The sequence below is a fragment of the Saltatorellus ferox genome (genome assembly GCA_007751475.1).
Taxonomy (GTDB): domain Bacteria; phylum Planctomycetota; class UBA1135; order UBA1135.
Map to the genome: position 1 here is coordinate 5,080,297 of CP036434.1, position 21,217 is coordinate 5,101,513.

General features: G+C 69.0%; 15 protein-coding genes. 6 read left to right on the forward strand and 9 right to left on the reverse strand.

Annotated elements, in window-relative coordinates; translation table 11 throughout:
- Positions 1-50 precede the first annotated feature (50 nt).
- Together Poly30_RS18180 and Poly30_RS18185 are read right to left on the reverse strand one after the other, a co-directional pair.
- Entirely contained in the window at positions 51-1,052 is a 1,002-nt protein-coding gene (locus Poly30_RS18180) for a UDP-N-acetylmuramate dehydrogenase (RefSeq protein ID WP_145200372.1), read from the reverse strand.
- Positions 1,018-2,421: a UDP-N-acetylmuramate--L-alanine ligase gene (locus Poly30_RS18185; protein WP_419190347.1), complete on the reverse strand. Its 1,404-nt coding sequence runs from the start codon at positions 2,419-2,421 to the stop codon at positions 1,018-1,020. Before Poly30_RS18185 ends, Poly30_RS18180 begins: the two co-directional genes overlap by 35 nt.
- A gap of 90 nt (positions 2,422-2,511) precedes the next feature.
- On the opposite strand from Poly30_RS18185, the gene Poly30_RS28655 reads away from it, so the two are divergent.
- From Poly30_RS28655 to Poly30_RS18200, 4 genes are all read left to right on the forward strand, one after another.
- Positions 2,512-2,754: a hypothetical protein gene (locus Poly30_RS28655; protein WP_419190348.1), complete on the forward strand. Its 243-nt coding sequence runs from the start codon at positions 2,512-2,514 to the stop codon at positions 2,752-2,754.
- Between the two features lie 188 nt (positions 2,755-2,942).
- Entirely contained in the window at positions 2,943-3,713 is a 771-nt protein-coding gene (locus tag Poly30_RS18190; RefSeq protein WP_419190349.1) for a hypothetical protein, read from the forward strand.
- Positions 3,714-3,810: 97 nt separating this feature from the next.
- On the forward strand, positions 3,811-5,679 hold the full coding sequence (locus Poly30_RS18195; RefSeq protein ID WP_419190350.1) for an FG-GAP repeat domain-containing protein: 1,869 nt from the start codon (positions 3,811-3,813) through the stop codon (positions 5,677-5,679).
- A gap of 21 nt (positions 5,680-5,700) precedes the next feature.
- Complete coding sequence (locus Poly30_RS18200; RefSeq protein ID WP_145200384.1) at positions 5,701-7,587, forward strand: ASPIC/UnbV domain-containing protein; 1,887 nt, start codon at positions 5,701-5,703, stop codon at positions 7,585-7,587.
- Between the two features lies 1 nt (position 7,588).
- On the opposite strand, the gene Poly30_RS18205 is transcribed toward Poly30_RS18200, so the two are convergent.
- Genes Poly30_RS18205 through Poly30_RS28660 form a run of 7 tightly spaced genes read right to left on the reverse strand, consistent with a single transcriptional unit; the run spans position 7,589 to position 17,049 of the window.
- A complete protein-coding gene (locus Poly30_RS18205) occupies positions 7,589-9,418 on the reverse strand; it encodes an alginate export family protein (protein ID WP_145200387.1) in 1,830 nt (609 codons plus the stop codon).
- Positions 9,411-10,478, reverse strand: coding sequence for a phosphotransferase family protein (locus Poly30_RS18210; protein ID WP_419191375.1), 1,068 nt, complete (start codon positions 10,476-10,478; stop codon positions 9,411-9,413). The genes Poly30_RS18205 and Poly30_RS18210 overlap by 8 nt, the downstream gene beginning before the upstream one ends.
- Positions 10,478-11,785 (reverse strand): aminoglycoside phosphotransferase/kinase family protein, encoded by a 1,308-nt coding sequence (locus tag Poly30_RS18215; protein WP_145200393.1) that lies wholly within the window; start codon positions 11,783-11,785, stop codon positions 10,478-10,480. Before Poly30_RS18215 ends, Poly30_RS18210 begins: the two co-directional genes overlap by 1 nt.
- Complete coding sequence (locus tag Poly30_RS18220) at positions 11,782-13,557, reverse strand: ABC transporter ATP-binding protein (protein ID WP_145200396.1); 1,776 nt, start codon at positions 13,555-13,557, stop codon at positions 11,782-11,784. The genes Poly30_RS18215 and Poly30_RS18220 overlap by 4 nt, the downstream gene beginning before the upstream one ends.
- Positions 13,554-14,624 (reverse strand): glycosyltransferase family 4 protein, encoded by a 1,071-nt coding sequence (locus Poly30_RS18225; RefSeq protein ID WP_145200399.1) that lies wholly within the window; start codon positions 14,622-14,624, stop codon positions 13,554-13,556. Before Poly30_RS18225 ends, Poly30_RS18220 begins: the two co-directional genes overlap by 4 nt.
- Positions 14,624-15,844: a glycosyltransferase family 4 protein gene (locus tag Poly30_RS18230; RefSeq protein WP_145200402.1), complete on the reverse strand. Its 1,221-nt coding sequence runs from the start codon at positions 15,842-15,844 to the stop codon at positions 14,624-14,626. Before Poly30_RS18230 ends, Poly30_RS18225 begins: the two co-directional genes overlap by 1 nt.
- Positions 15,841-17,049 (reverse strand): glycosyltransferase family protein, encoded by a 1,209-nt coding sequence (locus Poly30_RS28660; RefSeq protein ID WP_419190351.1) that lies wholly within the window; start codon positions 17,047-17,049, stop codon positions 15,841-15,843. Before Poly30_RS28660 ends, Poly30_RS18230 begins: the two co-directional genes overlap by 4 nt.
- Before the next feature lie 321 nt (positions 17,050-17,370).
- Between Poly30_RS28660 and Poly30_RS28665 the strand changes: the two genes are divergently transcribed.
- Complete coding sequence (locus Poly30_RS28665) at positions 17,371-18,930, forward strand: carboxypeptidase-like regulatory domain-containing protein (RefSeq protein WP_419190352.1); 1,560 nt, start codon at positions 17,371-17,373, stop codon at positions 18,928-18,930.
- Positions 18,917-21,211, forward strand: a complete 2,295-nt coding sequence (locus Poly30_RS28670; RefSeq protein ID WP_419190353.1) for a right-handed parallel beta-helix repeat-containing protein — start codon at positions 18,917-18,919, stop codon at positions 21,209-21,211. The genes Poly30_RS28665 and Poly30_RS28670 overlap by 14 nt, the downstream gene beginning before the upstream one ends.
- Positions 21,212-21,217 lie beyond the last annotated feature (6 nt).

The following is a 21,217-nucleotide window of genomic DNA, read 5'->3' on the forward strand; positions in this document are numbered from 1 at the left end:
TGTAGGGGAGACAAACGCGCCGTGGAACCGGACTTCCCTCCCCTTCGGTTCTATTCCGCAGGATCAGGCCGTTTCCACAGCTTGACCTCGCACTCCAGCGTCAACCCGGTGCGATCCTGCACCAGGGACCGGATCTCGTCGATCAGCTGAAAGACCTCCGTCGCGGTCGCGGCTCCCCGGTTCACCAGGAAGTTGCCGTGGCGCTCCGAGATCACCGCGTCCCCCACGGCCCGGCCCTTGCCGCCGGCCTCGTCGACCAGCTGACCCGCGGTCTTGCCGCCGGAGAGCTCGGGGTCGGGGTTCTTGAACACGCACCCCGCACTCCACTCCGTCACCGGCTGGACCGCGTTCTTGCGCCGAAGGTAGTCCCGGGTCGCCTCCTGGACGACCAGCTTCGGCATAGGCGTGAACCTCAGCACGGCCCCGCTGACGATGGCGTCGCCTAGCTTGCCGTCCCGGTACTCGGGGGCCCAGTCGGCCCGCTGAATGTCCCGGAACTGTCCGTCCGGATCCACGACGCGGATCGCGTCCACGACGTCGCTCATCTGCCAGAGCGTCCCGTCGCTGTTCTTCCCGCCCGCGTTCATGGCGATGCCGCCGCCGAGCTGGCCCGGCACGCCCGCCATCTTCTCGAGCCCCGAGTAGCCGAGGTCGCGCGCCTTCCGGCAGAGCCCCGGAAGCGGCGCCCCCGCCCAGCACACGAGCCGCGGGTCCCACGAGGGATCCGGCTGAACCATCTGCCCAGACGGCAGGTTCGTGTCGAACTCCGAGCCATCGCTTTCGGGACCATCGCCCGAAGCCGAGGGCCGGAACACCCGGGCCAGCCGCTCGGTCGCGATCACGACCCCCGGCAGCCCGCGATCGTCGATCACGACGTTCGCGCCGCCGCCGAGAATACGCGGCTCGAACCCGTACTCCCGCGCGCGCACGATGGCCTCGCGGAACTCGTCGGGATTCGCGGGCTCCAGGAGCCACTCGACCGCGCCGCCGACGCGCATCGTCGTCCGGTTCCGGAGATCAGCGCCTGGAAGCGAAGCGCAAGGCCACTGCATCGGTCAGATCCCCCCGGACTCCCTCGATATCCCCCGCGCCGAGCACGAAGCCCACCGCGTCTTGATTGAGACCGGCCGCGAACTTCTTCGCCGCCGCCTTGGGTGCGCCGCCGAGATGCGCATCGAGGCCCGCGAGGCGCAGGCGCGTGACGAGCGTCTCCGCGTCGGCTCCGCCGCGCCGGTCGATGTGCTTGCGCGCGCCGTAGACATCGGCCACGACGATGCGATCGAGACCGCGCAGGGACTCGACGAAGCCGTCCATCAGCCGCGCGGTGCGGCTCGCCTGGTGGGGCTGGAAGAGCACGTGAAGCTCCTTGCCAGGGAAGGCACGACGCGCGGTCTCCAGGGTCACCGCGACCTCCGTGGGATGGTGCGCATAGTCATGCACGAGCGCGATCCCGCCGGGCGAGCCCCAGGACTCGAAGCGGCGGGCAGCGCCCGGGTACTCGGCCACGCCGCGGGCCGCGCCCGCGGGCGTCATCCCGGCCGCGCCGACGGCGAGCCCCACGGCCAGGGCCGCGTTGTCCACGTTGAAGCGTCCGGGCACCGACAGCTCAAACGCAGGCGTCGCCCAGCCCGGACCCCGGAGCCGGATGCGGAAGGTCCCGCGCGTTTCGGCGAGCAGGTCGACCTGGAGTTCGCGCCCCAGGCGCCAGACCCGCCCCCGGACGGCCTCGGCCACGCAGTCAGGGACCTCGGGCCCGAGGACCACGAGCCCCTTGGGATCGACGGAGTTCGCGAACCGGCAAAAGGCGTTCTGCAGCGCGTCGAAGGAGCCGTAGCAGTCCAGGTGATCGGGCTCGACGTTGGTGATGATCGCGCCCGTCGGAACGAGGTGCAGGAAGGACCGGTCGTACTCGCAGGCCTCGACCGAGAACCAGCCGCCGGGGTCCGCGGGAATCGCGTTCGTTCCGTGGCCGGTGTGCAGGCCGCCGACGAGGGCGCCGGGCTGGGGTCCGCCCGTGGCCGACAGCGCGCCGTGCAGCATCCAGGAGGTGGTCGTCTTGCCGTGGGTGCCGGCCGTGGCCAGCGTCCGGCCGCGCGGCGCCATCTGCCCGATGAGCTGCGCGTACTTGATCACGGGGATGCCGCGCTCGCGGGCGCACATCACCTGGGGATCCTCGTCCGCAACCGCGGCCGAACGCGCCACGAGCCCGACTCCTGCGGGCAAATGCGACGTTTCGCTCGGCCCGATCACCAGCGGCACGCCTTCGAGCCCCAGAACCTCCGTGAAAGGCGAGACCTCTCGGTCATGACCCGTCACGATGTAGCCGCGCCGCGCGAGCAGCCTCGCCGCGCCGGACATGCCGGCGCCGCCCGCACCCAGCATGTGAATGTGGCGCGGAAGCTCCGCGTTCTCTGTGTTCATTCCCTCCTCCATTTCCCTCCCATACAACCAAACCAGAGGGGCCACTTGAAGCGTGGTGCCGTGAACTGGTTCGCATCCCCGATCTTTCCCATGAGTGACCTCAACTTCGTCGTCGTCCACGTCGCCTCGGGCTTCCAAGAGGCGCAGATTCTGGCTGGATTCCTTGAATCCGAAGGGATCGCCACGCGCGTGCCCGGCTCGGGCCTTTCCGACGAGTTCGGGATGTCCCAGAAGCTCACGGGCATGGCCGACGTCGCGGTCATGGAGCGCGATCTGGAGAAGGCGAAGGACATCGTCGCCGCCTGGGTCGAGCGCGCCGACAGGGAATCCTGAGTCGGAGCCAGCCCGTCCGGCGGGTGCGACGTTTGGGGGTGAAGGGTTTCGCCGGAAATGCCGATGGACCCGACTGGGGTCTGCCCCTGCCTGCGGAATTTCTTTCCGCCTCGCTCCCTCACCCTGTCGCCCGCCCCCATCGCCGCTCCCCGAGCGGCCGCCTTTCTCCACCCGCACCCGGACGCACCATGCGCTTCGCCATTGCTCTCTTGCTCCTCGCTTCCACCGCACTCCTGGGCGCCTGCTCGGCCCCGACGGCCAAGGTGATGCCATTCCTGGGCTCGATCGGCCTCGACGGGGATCTCGCCATCGCGGACACGTCCAGCATGACCCGCACCACCTCGACGTTCAGCGAACTCGGCATCACCGACGACGAGGCGACCCTCGGCGGTATCGTCCGCCTCGGGCTCGGCGGCGCCGAACTCTCGCTCGCGGGCCTCTCCCTCGACTACTCGGGGAGCGGCACGACGAACGGTGAGTTCACCCTGGACGGCCAGACCATTGGCGCCGACGTGGATGTCGACACGGCGATCCAGCTCCAGATGGCGCGCGGCCTCTTCACCTGGGACGTCATCCCGATCGGCGGCGTCGACCTCGGGTTCGGCATCGGCGCGACCCTGATCGACCTGAGCTTCGACCTGCGGGAACAGAACGGCCTCGCCTCGATCATGACGGACCAGCTCATCCCGATTCCCCTCATCGGCGCGCGCGCCGCGTGGACCTGGGGCCCGGTCGACCTGCGCGCGGACGTCGGCGGCCTGATCGTCGAGTACGACGGCGACGAGGCCAAGGTGCTCGATGGAGAGGTCTCCGCGGCGGTCGAGTTCCTCGGCGTCGGTGACCTCGTCGTGGGCTACCGGATCACGAAAATCGACGCGGCCTACGAGGACGCGGACTCGCGGATCGACGCGAACTTCGCCCTAGAGGGCTACTACTTCGGTCTTCAGTTCGGTTTCTAGGGGATGCGATCGCCTGGCAGTTCAGGCGGCGACAATCTGTCGGGTTCCGTCCCTTTCGAAATTTTAAAATCCGGGTTAGCGTCGAAGCATGCTTTGCATGCTCTTGACGTTCGCCGCGTCCGGTCCTGTCTCCGGGACCCCTGCCTCCGCCGGCCCCCAGTCCGGCGGAGCGGTCATCAGGCTCTCGGAGACTACCCCTGACCTGCGGGACCCGCGCCTCGACGGCTGGAAGACCGAGGCGTTCGCCGAGGATGCGGGCGCGGTCCTCAAGGCGTGGAAGCACGAGTTCGCGGATGGCCCGGCGGAGTCGTCCCGGCGAAGGGCCGCCGAGGGCTTGATCCACGTGCCGGTGCCCGAGGGGCTTCAGCGCGTTCGCGACACAGGCTCCTTCACCGCGACCCGCTGGACGAGGGCGCTGGTAGGTGCCGAAGTCGGGAACCGGGACGACGCCGAGAGAGAGGACGCCGAGAGAAGGGACACCGAGAGACAGGATCTGGGCGACCTCGTAGCGCTCATGCGAGGGCCCTTCCAGGGCCACGCGCACGTGCTCATCAAGGTGACCGGCGTCACGCCGTCGGAGGTCCCCGGCGCACCTTGGCGCACGGCACTGCTTCTGGAGGTCGGCGGTCACTCCGCGGAACGCGGGTGGCACTCGACCGCGACGGGAACGGCCGACTGGCAGATCGCTGAGGGCGAGCGCGGGGCGCCGAGGCTCCTGGACCTGACCCTCGACAGCTTCGAGTCGACCGAGCTGCGGATCCCGGGCGGCCAGCTCTTCGAAGACGTGACCGCGACCGTCCTCGAGGGCGAGCCCGCCTGGACCGAACAGCTCCTCGTCGGCCAGGACCGCTGGGCGCGCACGATCGAAGAGCGGCTCGGCATGGGTCTCTACAAGCACAGCGGCATCGCCGTCGGCGATGCGAACGGCGACGGCCTGGAAGACCTCTACGTCGCGCAGCCCGCGGGGCTCCCGAACCTGTTGCTCCTGAAGGACGCGCGCGGCGGGCTCCACGACGTGGCCGCCGCAGCGGGCGTCGACTGGCTCGACCACACCTCCAGCGCGCTCCTCCTCGACCTCGACGGCGACGGCGACCAGGACCTCGCGGCCACCGTCGGCGGCGTGCTCGTCGTGCACGAGAACCTCGGGTTCCAGGACGGATCCGAAGGCGGCGCCCCGAGGTTCCGCGCGCGTCCCCCACTCACGTCCCAGGACACCGACCTCTACGGCCTCTCCGCCGCCGACGTCGACCTCGACGGCGACCTCGATCTCTACGTCACGGCGGACTTCGCGAACAAGCGCCGCGACGAGTCGACGACGGAGCGGGCGCGCTTCGACTACGTCGACGCCAACGACGGCGGACGCAACGTGCTGTGGCGCAACGTGGGCGGCCTTCGCTTCGAGGACGCCACGGCCGAGCTCGGACTCGACGTGAACAACCAGCGCCACAGTCTCGCGGCGACCTGGCGCGACCTCGATCGCGACGGCGATATCGACCTGTACGTGGCCAACGACTACGGGCACAACTGCCTCTACCGGAATCGCTCCGAACTCGGGGAACGCCGCGTGGGACCGCTCTTCGAGGAGTGCGCGGAGAGCTGCGGCGTCGAGGATCGTGGGTCGGGCATGTCGATCGACGTGGGCGATCCGAACCGGGACGGGGAGCTCGACCTGCTCGTGGCCAACATGTGGTCGTCGGCCGGTCGACGCGTGGTTCCCCAGAAGGGTTTCGGCGCCGCGGACAGCGCGGCCGAGCGCGATCAGTTCTCGCGCTTCGCCAAGGGCAACACGCTCTTCCTCGCCAGTTCCGGGGACTCCGAGCGGTACGCGGAGGCGAGCCGAGGCGCCAATATCGAGCGCGGCCGCTGGGCCTGGGGTACGCCCTTCATCGATCTCGACGGAGACGGCTGGGAGGACATGCTGGTCGGCAACGGCTACGTGACCTCCCACGACACGGGCGACCTCTGAAGCTTCTACTGGCGGCAGGTCGTGTCGTCGAATCAAGCGGGGCCCATCGGGGCGGTGGAACTGGAAGCGGCGGCGGCGGCGCTGAACGAGGCCTCCTTCGTCGAAGCCGCGAACGGAGACGACGACGATGGCCGTAGTGGAGATCAGGGGAGCGGCGCGGGCGGCGTCCAGGTCCAGGGCGCGCACCGCGCGCTCCACGAAATGGTGGCCCGCGGAGGGTCCTTCAGCGGGCGCGAGCGGAACTGCGCGTACCTCAACACGCGCGATGGCCAGTTTGCGGCCGCGGCCTCCGCGGTCGGCTTCGACTTCCCGGATGACGCGCGCGCGGTGGTCACGCTGGACTACGACGGCGACGGCGACCTCGACGTCATCACGACGAATCGCACGGCGCCGCGCCTGCGCGTTCTCCTGAACCGGAGCGAACGACTCGTGGGCTCGGATCGAACGCACTCGATCGGCCTCGTGCTCGAAAGCAGCGCACCCGGGAACCGAAGCGCGATCGGCGCGACCGTCGAGGTCTCCCTGAAGAACGCGCCACCGATCGTCCGCACCGTCACCGCGGGCGCCGGTTTCCTGGGCGCGTCGAGCACGCGGCTCACGATCGGGGTCGGCGGCGCGAGCGCCGTGGACGACGTGCGCGTCACCTGGCCGGGCGGAGTCGCCGAGTCGTTCGGGCCGTTGCCTGCGAACGGCGAGGCTTTCACGCTGAAGCAGGGAGCCGCCGGATCGACGCCGAGGGAGCGCATCACCACGGGCTTCACCGTCGCGTCGCCCCTGTCTTCCACCGAGACCGCCTTCGAAGGCCCTGGGTGCGACGCCGCTGTCGTGTCCGCTTACCTCACGCTCCCCGAGCCTCTCCCCCCCATCGAACGGAACGGCGAACCGTACGCGTGGCGCGACATCGACATTGAGCCCCACGCTCTCCACGAGCCCGGCAGCGGGCCGAGGGTCGTGACGCTCTGGTCGCTCGACTGCGCCCTGTGTGCCACCGAACTCACGCGCTGGAAGACATCGGACGCGACCTACCCGATCCTCGCTCTGTCCGTGGACGACGTCATCGGGGCGGCCAGGGGTCAGAAGTTCGACCACGCGCGCCTGGACGACTTCGTGACGGCGTGGCCGGATACCGGAGAGCGCGAGATCACCTTCGGAACCGCGAGCTACGAGTTGCTCGAGGCGCTGCAGTCCGCCGTCGACCGGCCGTTCGCGCGGGACGAGGACATCGCCCTTCCGGCGACCTTCGTCCTGGATGCGGCTGGTAGAATCGCGTCCGTGCATCGCGGCCCCGTGGGCGCCGAGGTCCTGGGAACCGAGCTCGCGTTCCTGAGCTCGCCTGAGTCGGAGCAGCCCGAGAAACGACGCTCGCGCGCAACGCCGTTCCAGGGCCGCTGGCTGGCGGCTGCGCCGAAGTTCTCGGCCGTCGGTCTGGCCCGCGCGTGGCTCGACTCCGGCCAGGCCAGGGCGGCAGCGGATCTTCTGCAGCGCGCGGAAGCCCGCGGCGAGTGGTCGTCCGACTCGGCCACGGCGCGCCCGGCCTCCCGCGCGTCCGCCGAGGCAGCGAGACTCCTCTACGAAGCCGGCGACCTGCCCCACGCGATCGAAGCCGCCAACCTGACCTCGAAGCTGCGCCCCGAATGGGCCAAGGGGCACTTCAACCGCGCGACGATACTGGACGCCGCGGGCCTCTTCGAAGAAGCGGAAGCCGCCTACACCCAGGTGCTGGAACTGCGCGCTCGTCACTGGCAGGCCCTGGCGAACCGCGGCTGGCTCAGGGGCCGAACCGGCCGAAAGGCCGAGGGCCTTGCCGACCTGCAGCAGGCCCTCAAGGTCCTACCGAAGGGAGTGCCGCAGGGTCAGCGCGCGCAGCTGGAATCCATGGTCCAGGCGCTACGGGAAGGACGCGAGTAGATCAAAGCTGCAGGCGGACCTGGGCCTTCATGATCCAGGCATGATCCGCATCGGGGAAGGCGTCGCCCGGCTCGAAGCGACCGAACACCAGCTCGAAGTTGGCCCTCTCCAGGGAGCGGCTTCCGAGGACCAGGTCGACCTCCCATCCGAGGTTCGTGCTGAGCCCGTTCGGGTCTTCGCGAAGATCCGCATCCACCAGGAACGGCCTGGCAAAGTCCTGGTCGTACCTGTGAAACACGAGATCGATGGACTCGCGCTTGCCGAAGCGCCTGCCGACGGCCAGCGTCGAGATCCGCATGTTGGCGAGTTCGGGCTGGAACAGCTCTCCGTAGTAGCGGAACGAGGTCACTCCCCCGAACTTCGCGTTGTTGTCATGGAGACCCGTTTGTCGGAAAGTGGCGTCCTTTCCGTCGAACGTACCGCGATCGCCGCTCCCGTAGGCGAGCCCCGCGACGATGTACCAGTCCTCCGCCCATGGGGGATACCACACGTCACCGAAGTCATAGGCCCAGCCGGTGAGTTCGTTCCCCGAGTCTTGCCCCGTCAGGAACGAGAGTTCGGCCCAGGACTCATGGTCATCGACGAACTCCCCGAGTCCGCGAAGGCCCAGATGCGTCGCGCGACGCGCACCGCCGAGATCGCTGTCTCGCCGGATCGCATAGGCCCCCACGCTCCAGTCTGCGCTCGTCTCCGTGCTCAGGATGGCCCCGTAGGTGTTCACGTCCTCGTCCCGTGGACTTCCGCCCGCGATGATGCCGGCCGCGAATAGCTCCAGCCGCATGCTGTAGCGCCGGACGAAGGCGCGGACCGCGTCCAGGTTCTCGTCGTAGAGCCACTCGCGCTCCTCATCGAAGTCCTGGCGTCCGATCTGAAGATCGAGTCCCTTGATGAGCACGTCGCGCCAGTAAACGTGCGCCTCGTTCAGACGACCACGATCCACCGCGCTGCTGCCGTCGTCCTCCTCGAAGCGGTCGCGCCACCCGTGGCGATACTCGACGAGCCCGAAGAATCGAGGCGAAGGCACCCACCGAAGCTCGCCACGGACGCTGTACTCGTCGTCGACTCGGTCCGCGTCGACGCTGTCGTCGAGATCGAAGTTGCGCTGGTCCGATCGCTGCCACTCCAGCCGGACTCCACCCCAGAGATCCGGAGCGATCCGTCGACCGGGAATATCATCGTCGTCGTCGATTCGACGCTCGATGATCAGGTCGTCGTACTCGGTCGGATCCGCAAGCGTCACGGAATCGAGAGGGTCGGAAGCTTCGAGTTCGGCTTCAGGTAACAGCACCACCGTTCGGCCCATCACCCTCAGCTCGAGCCCCTCGGGGCCCCGGGTGATCGCATCGATCCGTCCCTCCAGTCGGTCACGTCCCTTGGAGCGCACCTCCAGCTCGCGCACGGAGAACTTGGCCGGGCTCCGCCAGTAGCCCTCGATGCTGACGCGGGACCCCTTGAGCTTCCGGAGCCTCGACACATCGACTCCCCGGAGCCGCGCTTTCGGACCGACGAAAGCGGGCTGGCCATCGACCACGAGGATCACGTCGGCATCGTCGACCTTCCTGGTTTCCGTGACGGTGCCAATGATCTCCTGCTCGTCCTTGGGATAGGAGACCTCGACCGAGTTGGCGAGTAGCACGCCGTTGGCGCCGGTCGTCCCCTTCACCGTCACCCAGTGCCCGACCGTCAGGTCCTCGGGCTGAACTCCCTCCTCGTCCGCCCCTGCGACGAACGTGGCCGTCCCCACCGGGATCGACGCGAGAGCGACACCCTTTCCTCCTCCCGATCCGACGATCAAAAGCGTCGCGAACCACAGCAAGCGCCACTCAGGCATGGCAGAGCTCGTCGAGGGAAGCCGAGGCGTGCTGGAGCAGAACTCCGCGCAGGGAACGCCACCTGGGCCGCAGGGAGTAGAGGACAGCGAGCCGCACAAAGGTCGCCGCCTGATAGAAGCGAAGGGCCGCGTGGGCCGACTCGTCCTCGTCGATCTCGAAACCCGTCATCGCCGCCAGGGCGCAGTCACGCACGTCGTTCGCCTGGACGGTCGAGCGGTTCTGAAGCTGCCTGAGCACGAAGTGCGCCGTCAGGTTGCCGAGGTCGACCTCGGGCTCGCCGGCGCAGAGCTGGTCGAAGTCGAGAACGGTGACGCCCGACTCCGTGACGAGGAACTGACCGTCGTGGAAGTCGCGATGCACCGCGACGGAAACCCGCGGGGGCGCCTTGGCGACCCAGCGCTCCAGTCGATGCACGGCGTCGTCGACGTCGGGAAGACGATCCCCGAAGAGCACCGAGTAGCGCCTGTGGAGCTGCGCGATCCCATCGAGTTCCTCACGTCGCCCGTGGCGCGGAAGTCCGCTCACGTCCAGGGCCCTCTGGAACTCGGCGAGTCCGGCGCCGATTCTGCGCCACTCTCCGGCGTGGCGCCCGAGGACCGGAAGCTCCGTTCCCTGTATCCGTTCGAAGTCGATGCGAGCCGCCTCGCGGTCCACGCGCTGGATCCCCGGGATCTGCCAGTGTGGGATTCTCCCGGCGCCAGCCAGCGCCAGCTCGTGCCGGAGCACGGCGTCCTCCAGGCGCTTCGGCCGAAAGAGCTTCGTGACCGCTCCCCCATCACGGCTCGTCGCCACGGCGCGCCTCCCGGGGCGCCACGCGAGAAGACCGTCGCGAAGGCACTCCGCCGCCGCTGGCAGCTTCCGATCCTCCCACGGATTCGCCCGCTGGAGCCGACCGTTGTCGTAGACGAACCACAGCGGTCCGCCTTCGCCGTCCAGCGCCCAGACCTGGCTCCCGTCCTTTCTCGCTTCCACCCGGATCACCCGGGCCTCCACGTCCTCCGATCGCAGCTCACCCTGGATCAGGGTAAGGGCGCGGCCCCACTCACCGTTGCTCTCCATCACTTCCTCGAGGCAGCCAACGAGTTCGTGGAGGAGAGGAGACGTTCGGCACGGGAGAGAGCGCCTGATTCCAGTCGCCTGACCGACGCGGCGGCGCGCTCCAGGAGTTCGATGCAGGTGAGCGCACGGAGGCGCTCGAGATCCACGGCACCTCCACCGACCTCGCGATAGAGATCGACGAGTTCACCGAACATCTCGTCCGCGTCCAGCGTCGTCGAAAGGGCCGCGGCATCCGCGGCCCAGCTCGCGAGGTCTTCCTCGACGGCACCGGAGCGCAGATCATCGAGATCGAGCAGCGAAGCTCCGTCCCCATGAATCAGCACCTGGTCCGGGTGAAGGTCCGAGTGAATCCAGTGCGTTGCGGGGACGTCCAACGGCGCCCGGAACCGGGCCGGTAGCTCATCCGCTCCCTGGATCCCGCGCAGCAGCTCCAAAGGCGCCAGACGGGAACTCACAGCCGGTCCATGGCTGCTAACGTTCACTCCGGCGTGGGGAGCGCGATGCAGTCGAGCGGCACACCGCAGCGCCTGGCCCGCGACCAGGAGATCGTCCCGTTCGGCCACGACGCCCTCCAGCCATTCCTCCAGGATCCATCCGGCCACGGGGTCATGCCCGAGACACTTCGGGATGGGAAGGTCGAGGGCCGCCAGCCCCATCCGCCGCTCCGCCGAGCGCGCGGCCGCATCGGAGGTCAGCACGCGAAGGCCGAACTCGACGACGTCGCGGGCACCACTCTCTCCGCGAAGCTTCGCCAGAACGTGGAAGACCGCCCGCCTGGAGTGCTTGTAGCGGCGGAGCGTCAGGACGCTCGGCCGAAGCCTCACCGTGAATGGCTCGGCGACCCCAAGGCGATCGATCCAGCGGGCCACACGATGCATGTCGTGGGCACGCACGGCGCCCCGGAGTTTCGGGTCCGCCGGGAACACCCACAGGCTCGCATGGCGCTCCGCCAGCAAGGCGAACGGCCGCAGCGGCGCGCAGGCGAGAGCGAGCTGTTCGGCGTAGCGCCCTCCTACCTCGCGATCCTCGACCTTGTCTCCGAGGTGGACCTTGTAGGTGACCGCATGTTCACCACCGTCCTCGAGCCGCACGGCATAGGTGGCAGCCAGGGCCACGCCCGGCTTGTAGCGCACGTGCACCACGCGCGCCTCCACCGCGAGATCCGCGCTTCCGGTCTGGTCGTCGCGCGCGCAGAGACGTTCGTTGACCAGGTCGAGGATCTCCCGCTCGGAGGGCGGAACGAGTCCGGAGTCCCCGAGCTGCGCAGGCAGCGAGAGGTCCCGTGCGTACTGGGTGAGACCGATCATGCCCGGCTCCCCTCGGCCACTTCGACCATGTGCTGGTACGCAATAGCTGTGCCCCGAAGCTCCCGATCGGTCCCCGCTCCGATGAGCCGTCCGCCATCCAGGAAGAGAACGCGGTCGAACGAGTGCAGGCTGCCCGCATCGTGCGTGACGACGATCACCATGCCGCCATCCGCGGCGTGCTGACGAAGGCTCGCCTCCACCCTCGCGGAAGCGTGGGCGTCGAGGCCGTTGAACGGCTCGTCCGCGATCAGAATCGGAGACTTCCGCAGGAAGGCACGGGCGAGGCAGATCCGCTTGCGCTGGCCGCCGGAGAGCGCGGAGCCGGACGCACCGAGTCGATACTCCAGCCCACCCGGAAGCTCGCGGACCATCTCCGCCGCGCCCGCGTCCTCCAGGGCCCGCCACATCGCGGGCTCCTCCGCCTCGGGATCGCCGAGCTGAAGGTTCTCCGCGACCGATGCTCCAAAGAGCATCGTGGACTGCATCGAAAGCGCGAATCGCTCGCGGAGCCGGTCCAGGTCGTACTCCGGTAGCTCCACTCCATCGAGCGTCACGCGCCCCTGATCCGGGTCCATCAGACGGAGCGCGAGGGCCGCGAGCGTCGATTTCCCTGCGCCACTCGCGCCGAAGAGAGCGACGTAGTCCCCCGCTCGAACCTCGAAGGACACGTGGCGGAGCGCACGCTCTGCGCCGGGGTAGGCGTAGGAGACCCGCTCGTAGGCGAGGCAGACAGGCGCGCTCACGGGCACCTTCTTGCCCGACGTCAAGCGCACGGGCCGATCCTCGTCGAGCACGCGCAAGAGCCGCTCCCCGCAGGCGGTCCCCTTGGCCACGCGCGCCTGATGCTTGGCCGCCGAGCGAATCGGCTTCATCAGGCCGCGCACGTAGGAGATGAACACGATCAGCTCCCCCGCGCTGAAGTCGGCGGCGGGCTGAAGCACGCGCAGGCCGCCGAGAAGCACCGTGATCCCGAGCGCGATGGCGAGCAGCCCTTCCACGGACGACGAGAGACGAGCGGCGGCGCGCGCCGTCTTGAGACCGGCGCGCGCGTTCCTTCGGTTCGTCTTGGCGAAGGCGCGGACGGCGTCGCCTTCGCGGCCGAGGGACTGAATCAGGGCAGCGGCCCCGAGGGACTCCTGCATGTAGTCCGCCATGTCCCCTTCCTTGCGCCGCTGCTTGCGCGTGGCGATCCGGAGCTTGCCCGCGAGGAAGCGCGCCACGAAGAAGATGATCGGCAGGAAGATGGCGAGCGTCAGCGTGAGCCGAAGATCGACCCACACCATGAGCGCCACGGTGCCGACGACCTGGATGGCGCGGGTGACGAGGTGGCTGCTCGCCTCGACCAGCATGGTGCTGACCATGGGAGCGTCCCCCATCAGCCGCATCAGAAGATCACCTGACTTCTGCCGCGTGTGAAAGTTCGGCGGCAGCTCCACCAGATGCCGGAAGACCCGCAGGCGAAGCGCCCTCGTGAGCGCGTGGCCCGTGGCCACGATCTTGAGCGTGGCCACGTGGTTGACGACGATCCGCAGGAGCACGGCGGCCGCGAGGCAGGCGCTTCCCACGTAGACGATCTGCGCGGCGTTGCTCGCGCGTCCGATCAGGGCGCGGTCGAAGATCTGCTGCATCGCCCAGGGCTGCGCGAGCTCCAGGCCCACGCCGATGAGCTGCAGGCCGATCCCGAGAAGAAGAGCCAGGCGAAAGGGCACGAGGTCCCCGAAGAATCGCCGCGAGATGTTCCAGGAGGAATGGTCGTTGGCCGAGAGCTTCACGCTTTCCACTCCAGAATCGAGTCGAGCACATCGCGCGCGATCTGTTCCCAGGAAGCCCCGAGCGCGGCTTCGCGCGCCGCGATGGCCATCTTGGAGCGACGGCGCGGAACGCGCGCGAGCCCCATCAGCGCCTGCGTCAGCGCGCCCGGGTCGCTCGGATCGTAGATCACGCCCGCGCGGCCGTGCTCGACCGTTTCGGCGAGGTCACCGAGGTCCGGCACCACCGGCACGACGCCGGCGGCCATCGCCTCGCGGAGCTTCAGCGGCGAGAAGTAGCACGCGCCCTCGGGGTCGTAGCCGAAGGGGATCACGTGGAACCCTGCGACCCACCGACTGAGCTCCCGTTGATCGCACCACGGAACGTGCCGCCAGCGCTCCGCGGGAAGCGCGCCCGCGAGGGCCTCCGAGTAATCCCCTTCTCCGACGCAGAGCACCGCGAGGTTGACGCCCGCCGCGAGCGCGTCCCTGCAGGCCTCGACGATCCGTTCGAAGCCGTGCCATGGCCGAAGCCGCCCGTGGAAGCCCACGAGGAACGGTCGCTCGAGGGCCGGGAACCAGTCGGCGCGCTCCCTTTCGATCCCTTCGATCGGCCGGAAGAGGTCCGCGTTCACGCCGTTGGGCCTGACCCAGACGGCGGAGGCCTCGGCGCCGCGGCCCTTCGCGTACTCGGCCACGAGCGGGCTCACGCAGAGCACGCGATGGGCCCCGCGGAAGACCTGTTGCTCGGCGGCTCGATCGAGCGCTGCGCCGTCGACACCGCGCCATTTCACGGCTTCGTCTTCGAGGGGTGCGTTGACCTCCAGCACATGGGGCACGCGCGCATCGAACGCGAAGGACGCGCCTTCGAAAGCACCCAGCGAGTAGCGCTCGTAGAGCACGTCGATGGGACCGGCGACGAGCGCGCGCTCGAGCTGATGACGCGCCTCCTCGGCGTTCGAGGCGTGAAGGCGAACGACCTCGGCTCCGAGGCCCTGGAACGCCTCGCACATGGCCGCCACGTGAATGGCGGCGCCCTTCTTGGCGTTCGGCCGGATGCCACGATCCTGAACGAGATGAACGACACGCATCAGACCGCCACCTCGGAACGAACGCCGTGGAACCAGCTCTGGAGCGTGGCCGCTGCCTGGCTCCCGTCGAAGTTCTCTTCGGCGTGGGCACGGCCCAGACGAGCGAGGCGCTCCCGCTCGTCCGCGTCGTCGAGGAGTTCTGCGAGGACCCGCGCGAGTCCCGCGTCGTCGTTCTCTTCGATGAGCCTGCCACAGCGTCCCTGATCCACGATCTCGGGGATCCCCGTGACCGGCGTCGACACGACGGGGAGCCCGACGGCCAGCGCTTCGAGAAGCACGGTCGGAAGGGCATCGCGATTGCCGTCATCACCGATGCGGCAGGGCAGGGCGAAGACGGTGGCCGCGTTCATGGCCGCGCGCACCTCGCCCTGATCCACCGCACCGGGCATGTCGACGTCGCCGTGAAGCCCCAGGCGATCCCGCTCGGCCTCCAGGGCCGCGCGCTCTTCCCCATCCCCGAGGATCAGCGCGCGGAACGGACGGCCTTGCTCCTTCAGTCTCTTCAGCGCGCGCAGTAGCACGTCGAAGCCCTTCTTCTCCACGAGCCGCCCGACGCCCAGGATCGTGTGCTCCTCGCGCGACCCGGAAGCGACCGCGAAGTCGTCCAGATCGATTCCGTTGTAGAGCCGGCGAACGCGGTCGCGCGCCCAGGGCTCCACGGCCTCCATGAGGTAGCTCACGTTCGCATCGCAAACGGTCACCGTGAACTGGCTGTCCCCGACGAGCTTCGAAAGCAGCTCGCGGCGCACGGTCGAGCGATAGATATCCTTGGCGTGCGCCGTGATGGAGTAGCCCGGACCGCCGAGCTGACCGACGATCCAGGCGACGATCGCGGACTCCGTCGCGAAGTGAACGTGGATGTGCTCGACGTCGAGTTCACGGGATCTCCGCAGGACCCAGAGCGCCTCGGCGACCAGCTTGGGAAGGCGCTCGACGCCCGCTGCGAGGAGCGTTCTCACGACCTGACCGAGGCGCTCCCACGTCGCCGCTTCCACGTCATCGTGCTCGAAGAGTTCGCGCCAGGGATCGAGACCCTCGGCTCCTACCCGATGGATGTCGGCGCGCAGACTGGAGAACGCCTGGTGGCGCGGCTCATCGTCGGCGTCGCGCCTCGCGAAGACGACGACGTCGGTGCCGCGCTGCTCCTGGCGGAGGACTTCTCCGAGCACGAAGGTCTCGGAGAGGCGGGGGAACTTCTTGACCAGGTAGGCGATCTTCATGAGGCAAGCTCCGCGGGTGCAGTGTCAATACATGGGCCGTTCAGCGGGGTTCCGAGGGACGCCCCCTGGGCGGCGACGGCGCTGCGCAAGAGAACGCTGGCGGCTTTCTGCGCGCCGTTCATGGAGGGCAGGGGACGGGAGACCCGGCGCTGCTCCAGCGCGAACTGAATCTCGCCCAGGAGAGCGCTCGGGCTGGCGCCCGACGCGTTGAAGGCCAGGCCCCGGGCGGCCAGTCGCTGGGCGCGCACGAGCTGCTCACGCCGCGGCGTGACCCGCGGCAAGAGAACCGACGGGACGCGCGACTGGAGCAGCTCCGAGCAGGTGTTGTAGCCGGCCATCGAGACGACCGCCGACGCGTCGCGGAAGAGAGCCGGAAGATCGTCGTGGGATCGATGGACCGTGACGTCCGGTTGGGCGGATGCGCGGCGCTTGACCTCCTTGCCAGCGTCGCTCCCGAAGAGGGGTCCGAGGACCACCGTCGTGGTCCAGTGGGGCTGGCCGAACTCCATGGCGTCGAAGTAGCGGTGCACACGCTCGGCTCCATCCTCTCCGCCGCCGACCGTCACGACCACGTGGGGCTGCAGGAGCGCCAGCGGTCGGAAGGGAGGGCGCAGCCGCGGGCGCACGACGTAGCCGGTGAACAGCAGGCGATCCCTGACGGCGGCGAGCTCCGCGTACTCGACGGAGGCGTCGAAGACCTCGCGATCCCCGTAGACCATGATCTGGTCGTAGTCGTTCTCGATCGCGTGCCGAACGTCCGCCGAACCCCACTCCGCGTCCATGGACTCGGGGTGATCGACGATGTCGCGGAATCCGAGGATGCAGCGCGTTCCGAGGGCGCGGGCTCTCACCAGGGCGGGCTCGAGCTCGCCGAGGAGGCCGATGGGCTTGTGGTCCACGAGCAGGGCGTGGGGCCGGAAGCCCTCGACGGCGCTCGTGAGGAGGCGCGCGCGGAACTCCAGCAGGCTCGTGAGGCCCATGGTCCACTCGCGCGAGACGTAGTCTCCATCGCGATCCTTGGTCACGGAAGGCAGCTTGAGGATGTCGATCCCCCGCGGAAGCCGAAAGCTCGTGGCCACGGGAGAGCCGGTGGCGATCAGCACGGACGCTCCTGGGCACTGCTCGAGCAACCGCCCGGCGATGGTGACGGAGCGGCGCAGATGGCCTAGACCGAAGGAGTCGTGGCTATAGAGAAGGAACCGCATGTCGGGGGGGGGGAGAAGGGGGCGCCCGCCGCGGAGGCGTTTCGCCGGAAGTGGACGGATCTCGACTCCCCGAGCGCAACAAGCGTGCCACGCTTCTAATCCGGGGGAGGCGCCCCCCCATGACGCTCCCCGGATCCGAGCGTCCAGGAACCAGACCCCCTGTCCACCATCTGGACAGCTGACCACGCTTCTGCCTGGCAGAGGGCCAAGGTCGCTTGCGAGGCCCGCGAACTTGCCCTGGCATGGCGCTTGCTCGTCGACGGTTCCACTCGCCTCGGCGACTCTCCTTTGCCCCCCCAATGCACTCCGAGTGTGCAATCCATGGCTTCTCTCTCTTACCTCCTCACGGCGGCCGCGCTCACCAGTTCCCTGGCCAGCGCCGACATTCTCATCGGCCGCGTCACGGACACCCTGGGCAACCCGGTTCCCCAGACGAACCTCGACGTATTCGATGCGGCCACCGGGAACGAGCTGACCCTGACCGGAGACTTCACGGCCCCCGACGGCTCCTTCGCGCTCGTGGTCCCCGCGGGCACCTACGACGTGGTCGCGCTTCCGCCCGTGCCTCCGACGACGACGCTGGTGGGTCAACAGGTCGACAACGTGGTGGTCGCGGGAACCCTGAACCTCGGCACGATCGTGCTGGAGCCGGGGGTCGTGTTGACGGGCCGGGCCCTCCGCCCTGGCGGCACGCCGGCCGTGGGCGCGGACCTGGAGGGGCGCAACCTGACGACCAACCGCAGCGTCGTTCTCAGCGTGGTCAAGACCGATACCAACGGCTTCTTCTCCACGACGGCACCCGCCGGCCCCTTCCGGCTCTCGATCGACCCTGGCATCGACCTGCCGCTGGCCGCCCCCACCCTTCTGGAGCTCGACCTCGGGGCCACGACCGCCCTCGGAAACATCCAGCTGGCCGCTGGCCACTACCTCACCGTCACGGCCCTGCGTCCCAACGGAACGCCCGTGGTGAACGCCGACCTGGACGTGCTCGACTCCGTGACCGGCGTGAAGCTTCTGACCTCCAACGACAACACGAACGCGGCTGGCGTCGCGAGCTTCGTGGTTCCCACCGGCACCTTCGACCTCGAGGTCTGCGCCCCGACCGCCATGCGGCTCGTGCCCCAGCTCCTCCCGGGCGTCGTGGTCAACGGCCCCACGAACGCGGGTACCGTCACGGTTCCGAGCGGCGCGCACCTCTTCGGCTCGGTGCGCAACGCAGCGGGCTCGCTCGTGCCGGACATCGACATCGATCTGTTCTTGCCCGGAACGAACACGAAGGTCCTCACCTGCGATGACGATACGAACCTCGCGGGTCAGTACCGAACGACCGTTCCCTTCGGCACCTTCGACGTGCTCTTCGAGGACGTCCGCAGCGACTGCCCTGAGTCCGTGCTCGTCTCGAACGTGACGATCTCCGCCGACACGAACCTCGACGCGAACATGACGGGCCCCGGGCTCGGATGCCGCTACTGCATGCCTGGCATCGCGAACAGCGCGGGCCGCGCCGCGCTCATGGACGCCTCGGGCAGCGCCTCCGTCGCCCAGAACAACGTCACCCTGATCGCCCGTGACCTTCCGCCCCTGGTGTTCGGCTTCTTCCTGCTCTCCAGGAACCAGGGCAACGTCGCCCAGCCCGGCACCAGCGCCGGCATCCTCTGCCTGAGCGGAAGCGTGGGCCGCTACAACCGTCCCAACCAGATCGGCCAGAGCGGAACGGCCGGCATCATCTCGATCCCCATTGACCTGACGCAGACGCCGACCCCCGTGGGCTTCATCTCGATCCTCCCGGGCGAGACCTGGAACTTCCAGGCCTGGTACCGGGACAACACGGCCGGGGGCAACTCCAACTTCACCACGGGCCTCACGATTGCCTTCCAGTAGGACTTTCTTCGGCCCGGCGCTGGAGTTAGCGCTGGCGCTGGGCCTGATCACGGTCTCCTGCGGAGGCACGGGCGGTGGTCCCCCACCCCTCCTGCCGCCCTCGGGCGACGTTCCATCGGTCGCGGGCGCCGGAAGCCATCCAGCCCTCGGGCTCGTCACCGCCGCAGCGGGCGAAACCTCGATCCGCGTCGGCTGGCGCGCCGTGGATCTTCCGACGGACGCGCCCGCGGCGGCGCTCTTCGTGGGCACGGATCCGGACACGCTCCTGGACGAGGCTCCGCGCCCGATCGATCCCGTCGACCTCCAGGCGACGGTCTCGGGCCTCGCGGAGGACACCACGTACTTCACCAGGCTCGCCTTCGACGACGGGGCCGGCGGATGGGACGCCGCGGGACCGCGACTGATGACCCGCACGGGAACGCCCGTGCTCGTCCTCTCGGGCGCGGATGCCACGATCGCCGACGGCCTGACGCCCGCCACGGCGTGGCCATCCATCGAGGAAGGCATCGCCGCTGCGTCCCTCGGTGGCGGCGGGAACGTCTGGGTCAGCGGAGACTTCCAAACGGCCGAGATCACCGTCCCCGCCAGCGTCGATCTCTACGGGGGCTTCGACGCGACGTTCGAACTCGACGCGAGGGATCCTGCGGGAATGCCGGCGACGATCCAGGGGACCTCGACCTCCTCCGTGATCACCCTGGCGCGGGCGGACCAGAGCGTGGCCGTACTCGATGGCTTCCGAATCGACGGCTCCGCCAGCAGCGACGCCTGCTTCGAGGTCGACCAGCGCTTCTGTGAACTCCGGAGCCTCGCGGGCGGCCGCGCAGGGCGCGGCTTCAAGCTGCGCTCGGCGGACAACAACAACCCGGTCGAGGTCACGATGGTCCGCTGCGCGGCGTCCGTGTGCATCGCGGGCGGCACGTCGATCTCGGGTGCCTTCGACCTCTACATGGAGGACTGCGCGATGTCCGGCAACGGCCAGGAGGGCCTGACCGCTGACAACCTGACGGGGAACGTCGGCGAGGTCTCGCGGGTTTTCGCACGCGACTGCGTGTTCTCGGGGAACGGCTCCGAGGGCTTCGACGTGGACCTCGCCACGTCCGGCGACGCGGGCTCCGGGCGCTGGGTGATTCGCCTGGAGGACTGCATTTTCTCGGACAACGCGCTCGACGGCTGCCTCATCGACTGCGACTACGAAGGCGAGCCCGGCTGGTTCGCGCGCTTCGAGATCGAAGGGTGCGAGGCGCGAAGAAACGGCGAGGCGGGCTTCCACCTCGACGTCGATGCCCAGGCGAACTCCCACGTCCATCGCACCGTGGCGGCGGCCAACCGGGCCGAAGGGATCCTGATCAGCTCGGAGACCGCGCCCGGCACCGTCGTCATCGATACGTCGGCCCTCGTCGGCAACCAGACCTACGGCGTCCGAACCGAGATGGGAAACGTCGGGCTGCTGCTCTCCCACTGCGTCGTCGCCGGCAATCGCCTGGGCGCCCAGTTCGGGGGCGTGGCGCCGATCCTCGCCACATCGTCGATCGCTTACCTGCAGCCTGGCCCCTGGTCAGCGAGCGATTCTCACCGGTCCGTCGACACGGTTCAGACCCAACCGCTGCCTTTCGCGGAGGCTCCGAGCGCACTGTATCCGGTACTCTCGTTCGCAGACGGCGTCGCCACGCTCGCGGTCCAGCCGACCCTCGGTATCGGCGCGACGGTGGAGCTGAACGACAGCGGCCAGGTGCTCCTCGTGGAGAGCGTCACGGGAACGGAGGTGGGTCTTGCGGACGCTCCGACGGAATCGCTGGCGCCCGGTGTGCTCGGCTGGTTCGAGTCCGGGAGCGTCGTCGAGGACTGGCGGCTGTCGGGTGGGTCACCGGCCCTCGGTGCAGGGATGGCGCTTCCCGGCGGCCCGGCGCGCGACGCGGGCATCTTCGGCGCCAGCGTCACGGGCGCTCCCGGACGCCTCGACCTGCAGCCGGTGGACACCTTCTGGTTCGCGGAAACGGCGCCCACGTGGTCCCGAGCCATCGGCTCCAGCGAGTCACTGGTGCTTCGTTTCGAGGGCGGCACCCTCGACACGTCGACCGGGATGGCGGGCGTCGATGCCGTCGATGCGGCGGGGAGCCCCGTGCCCATCGGGATCCTCACGGCGGGCAGCGTGGTGATCGTGTCGCCGCCCGGTACCGGCTGGACCACCGGCACCAGGATCCAGGTTCACGACTCGCTGCGGACCCTCGATGGACGCGAGCTCTGCGCGTCGGTCGCGATCCCCCTGACCGTCGCTCCCTGACCGTGA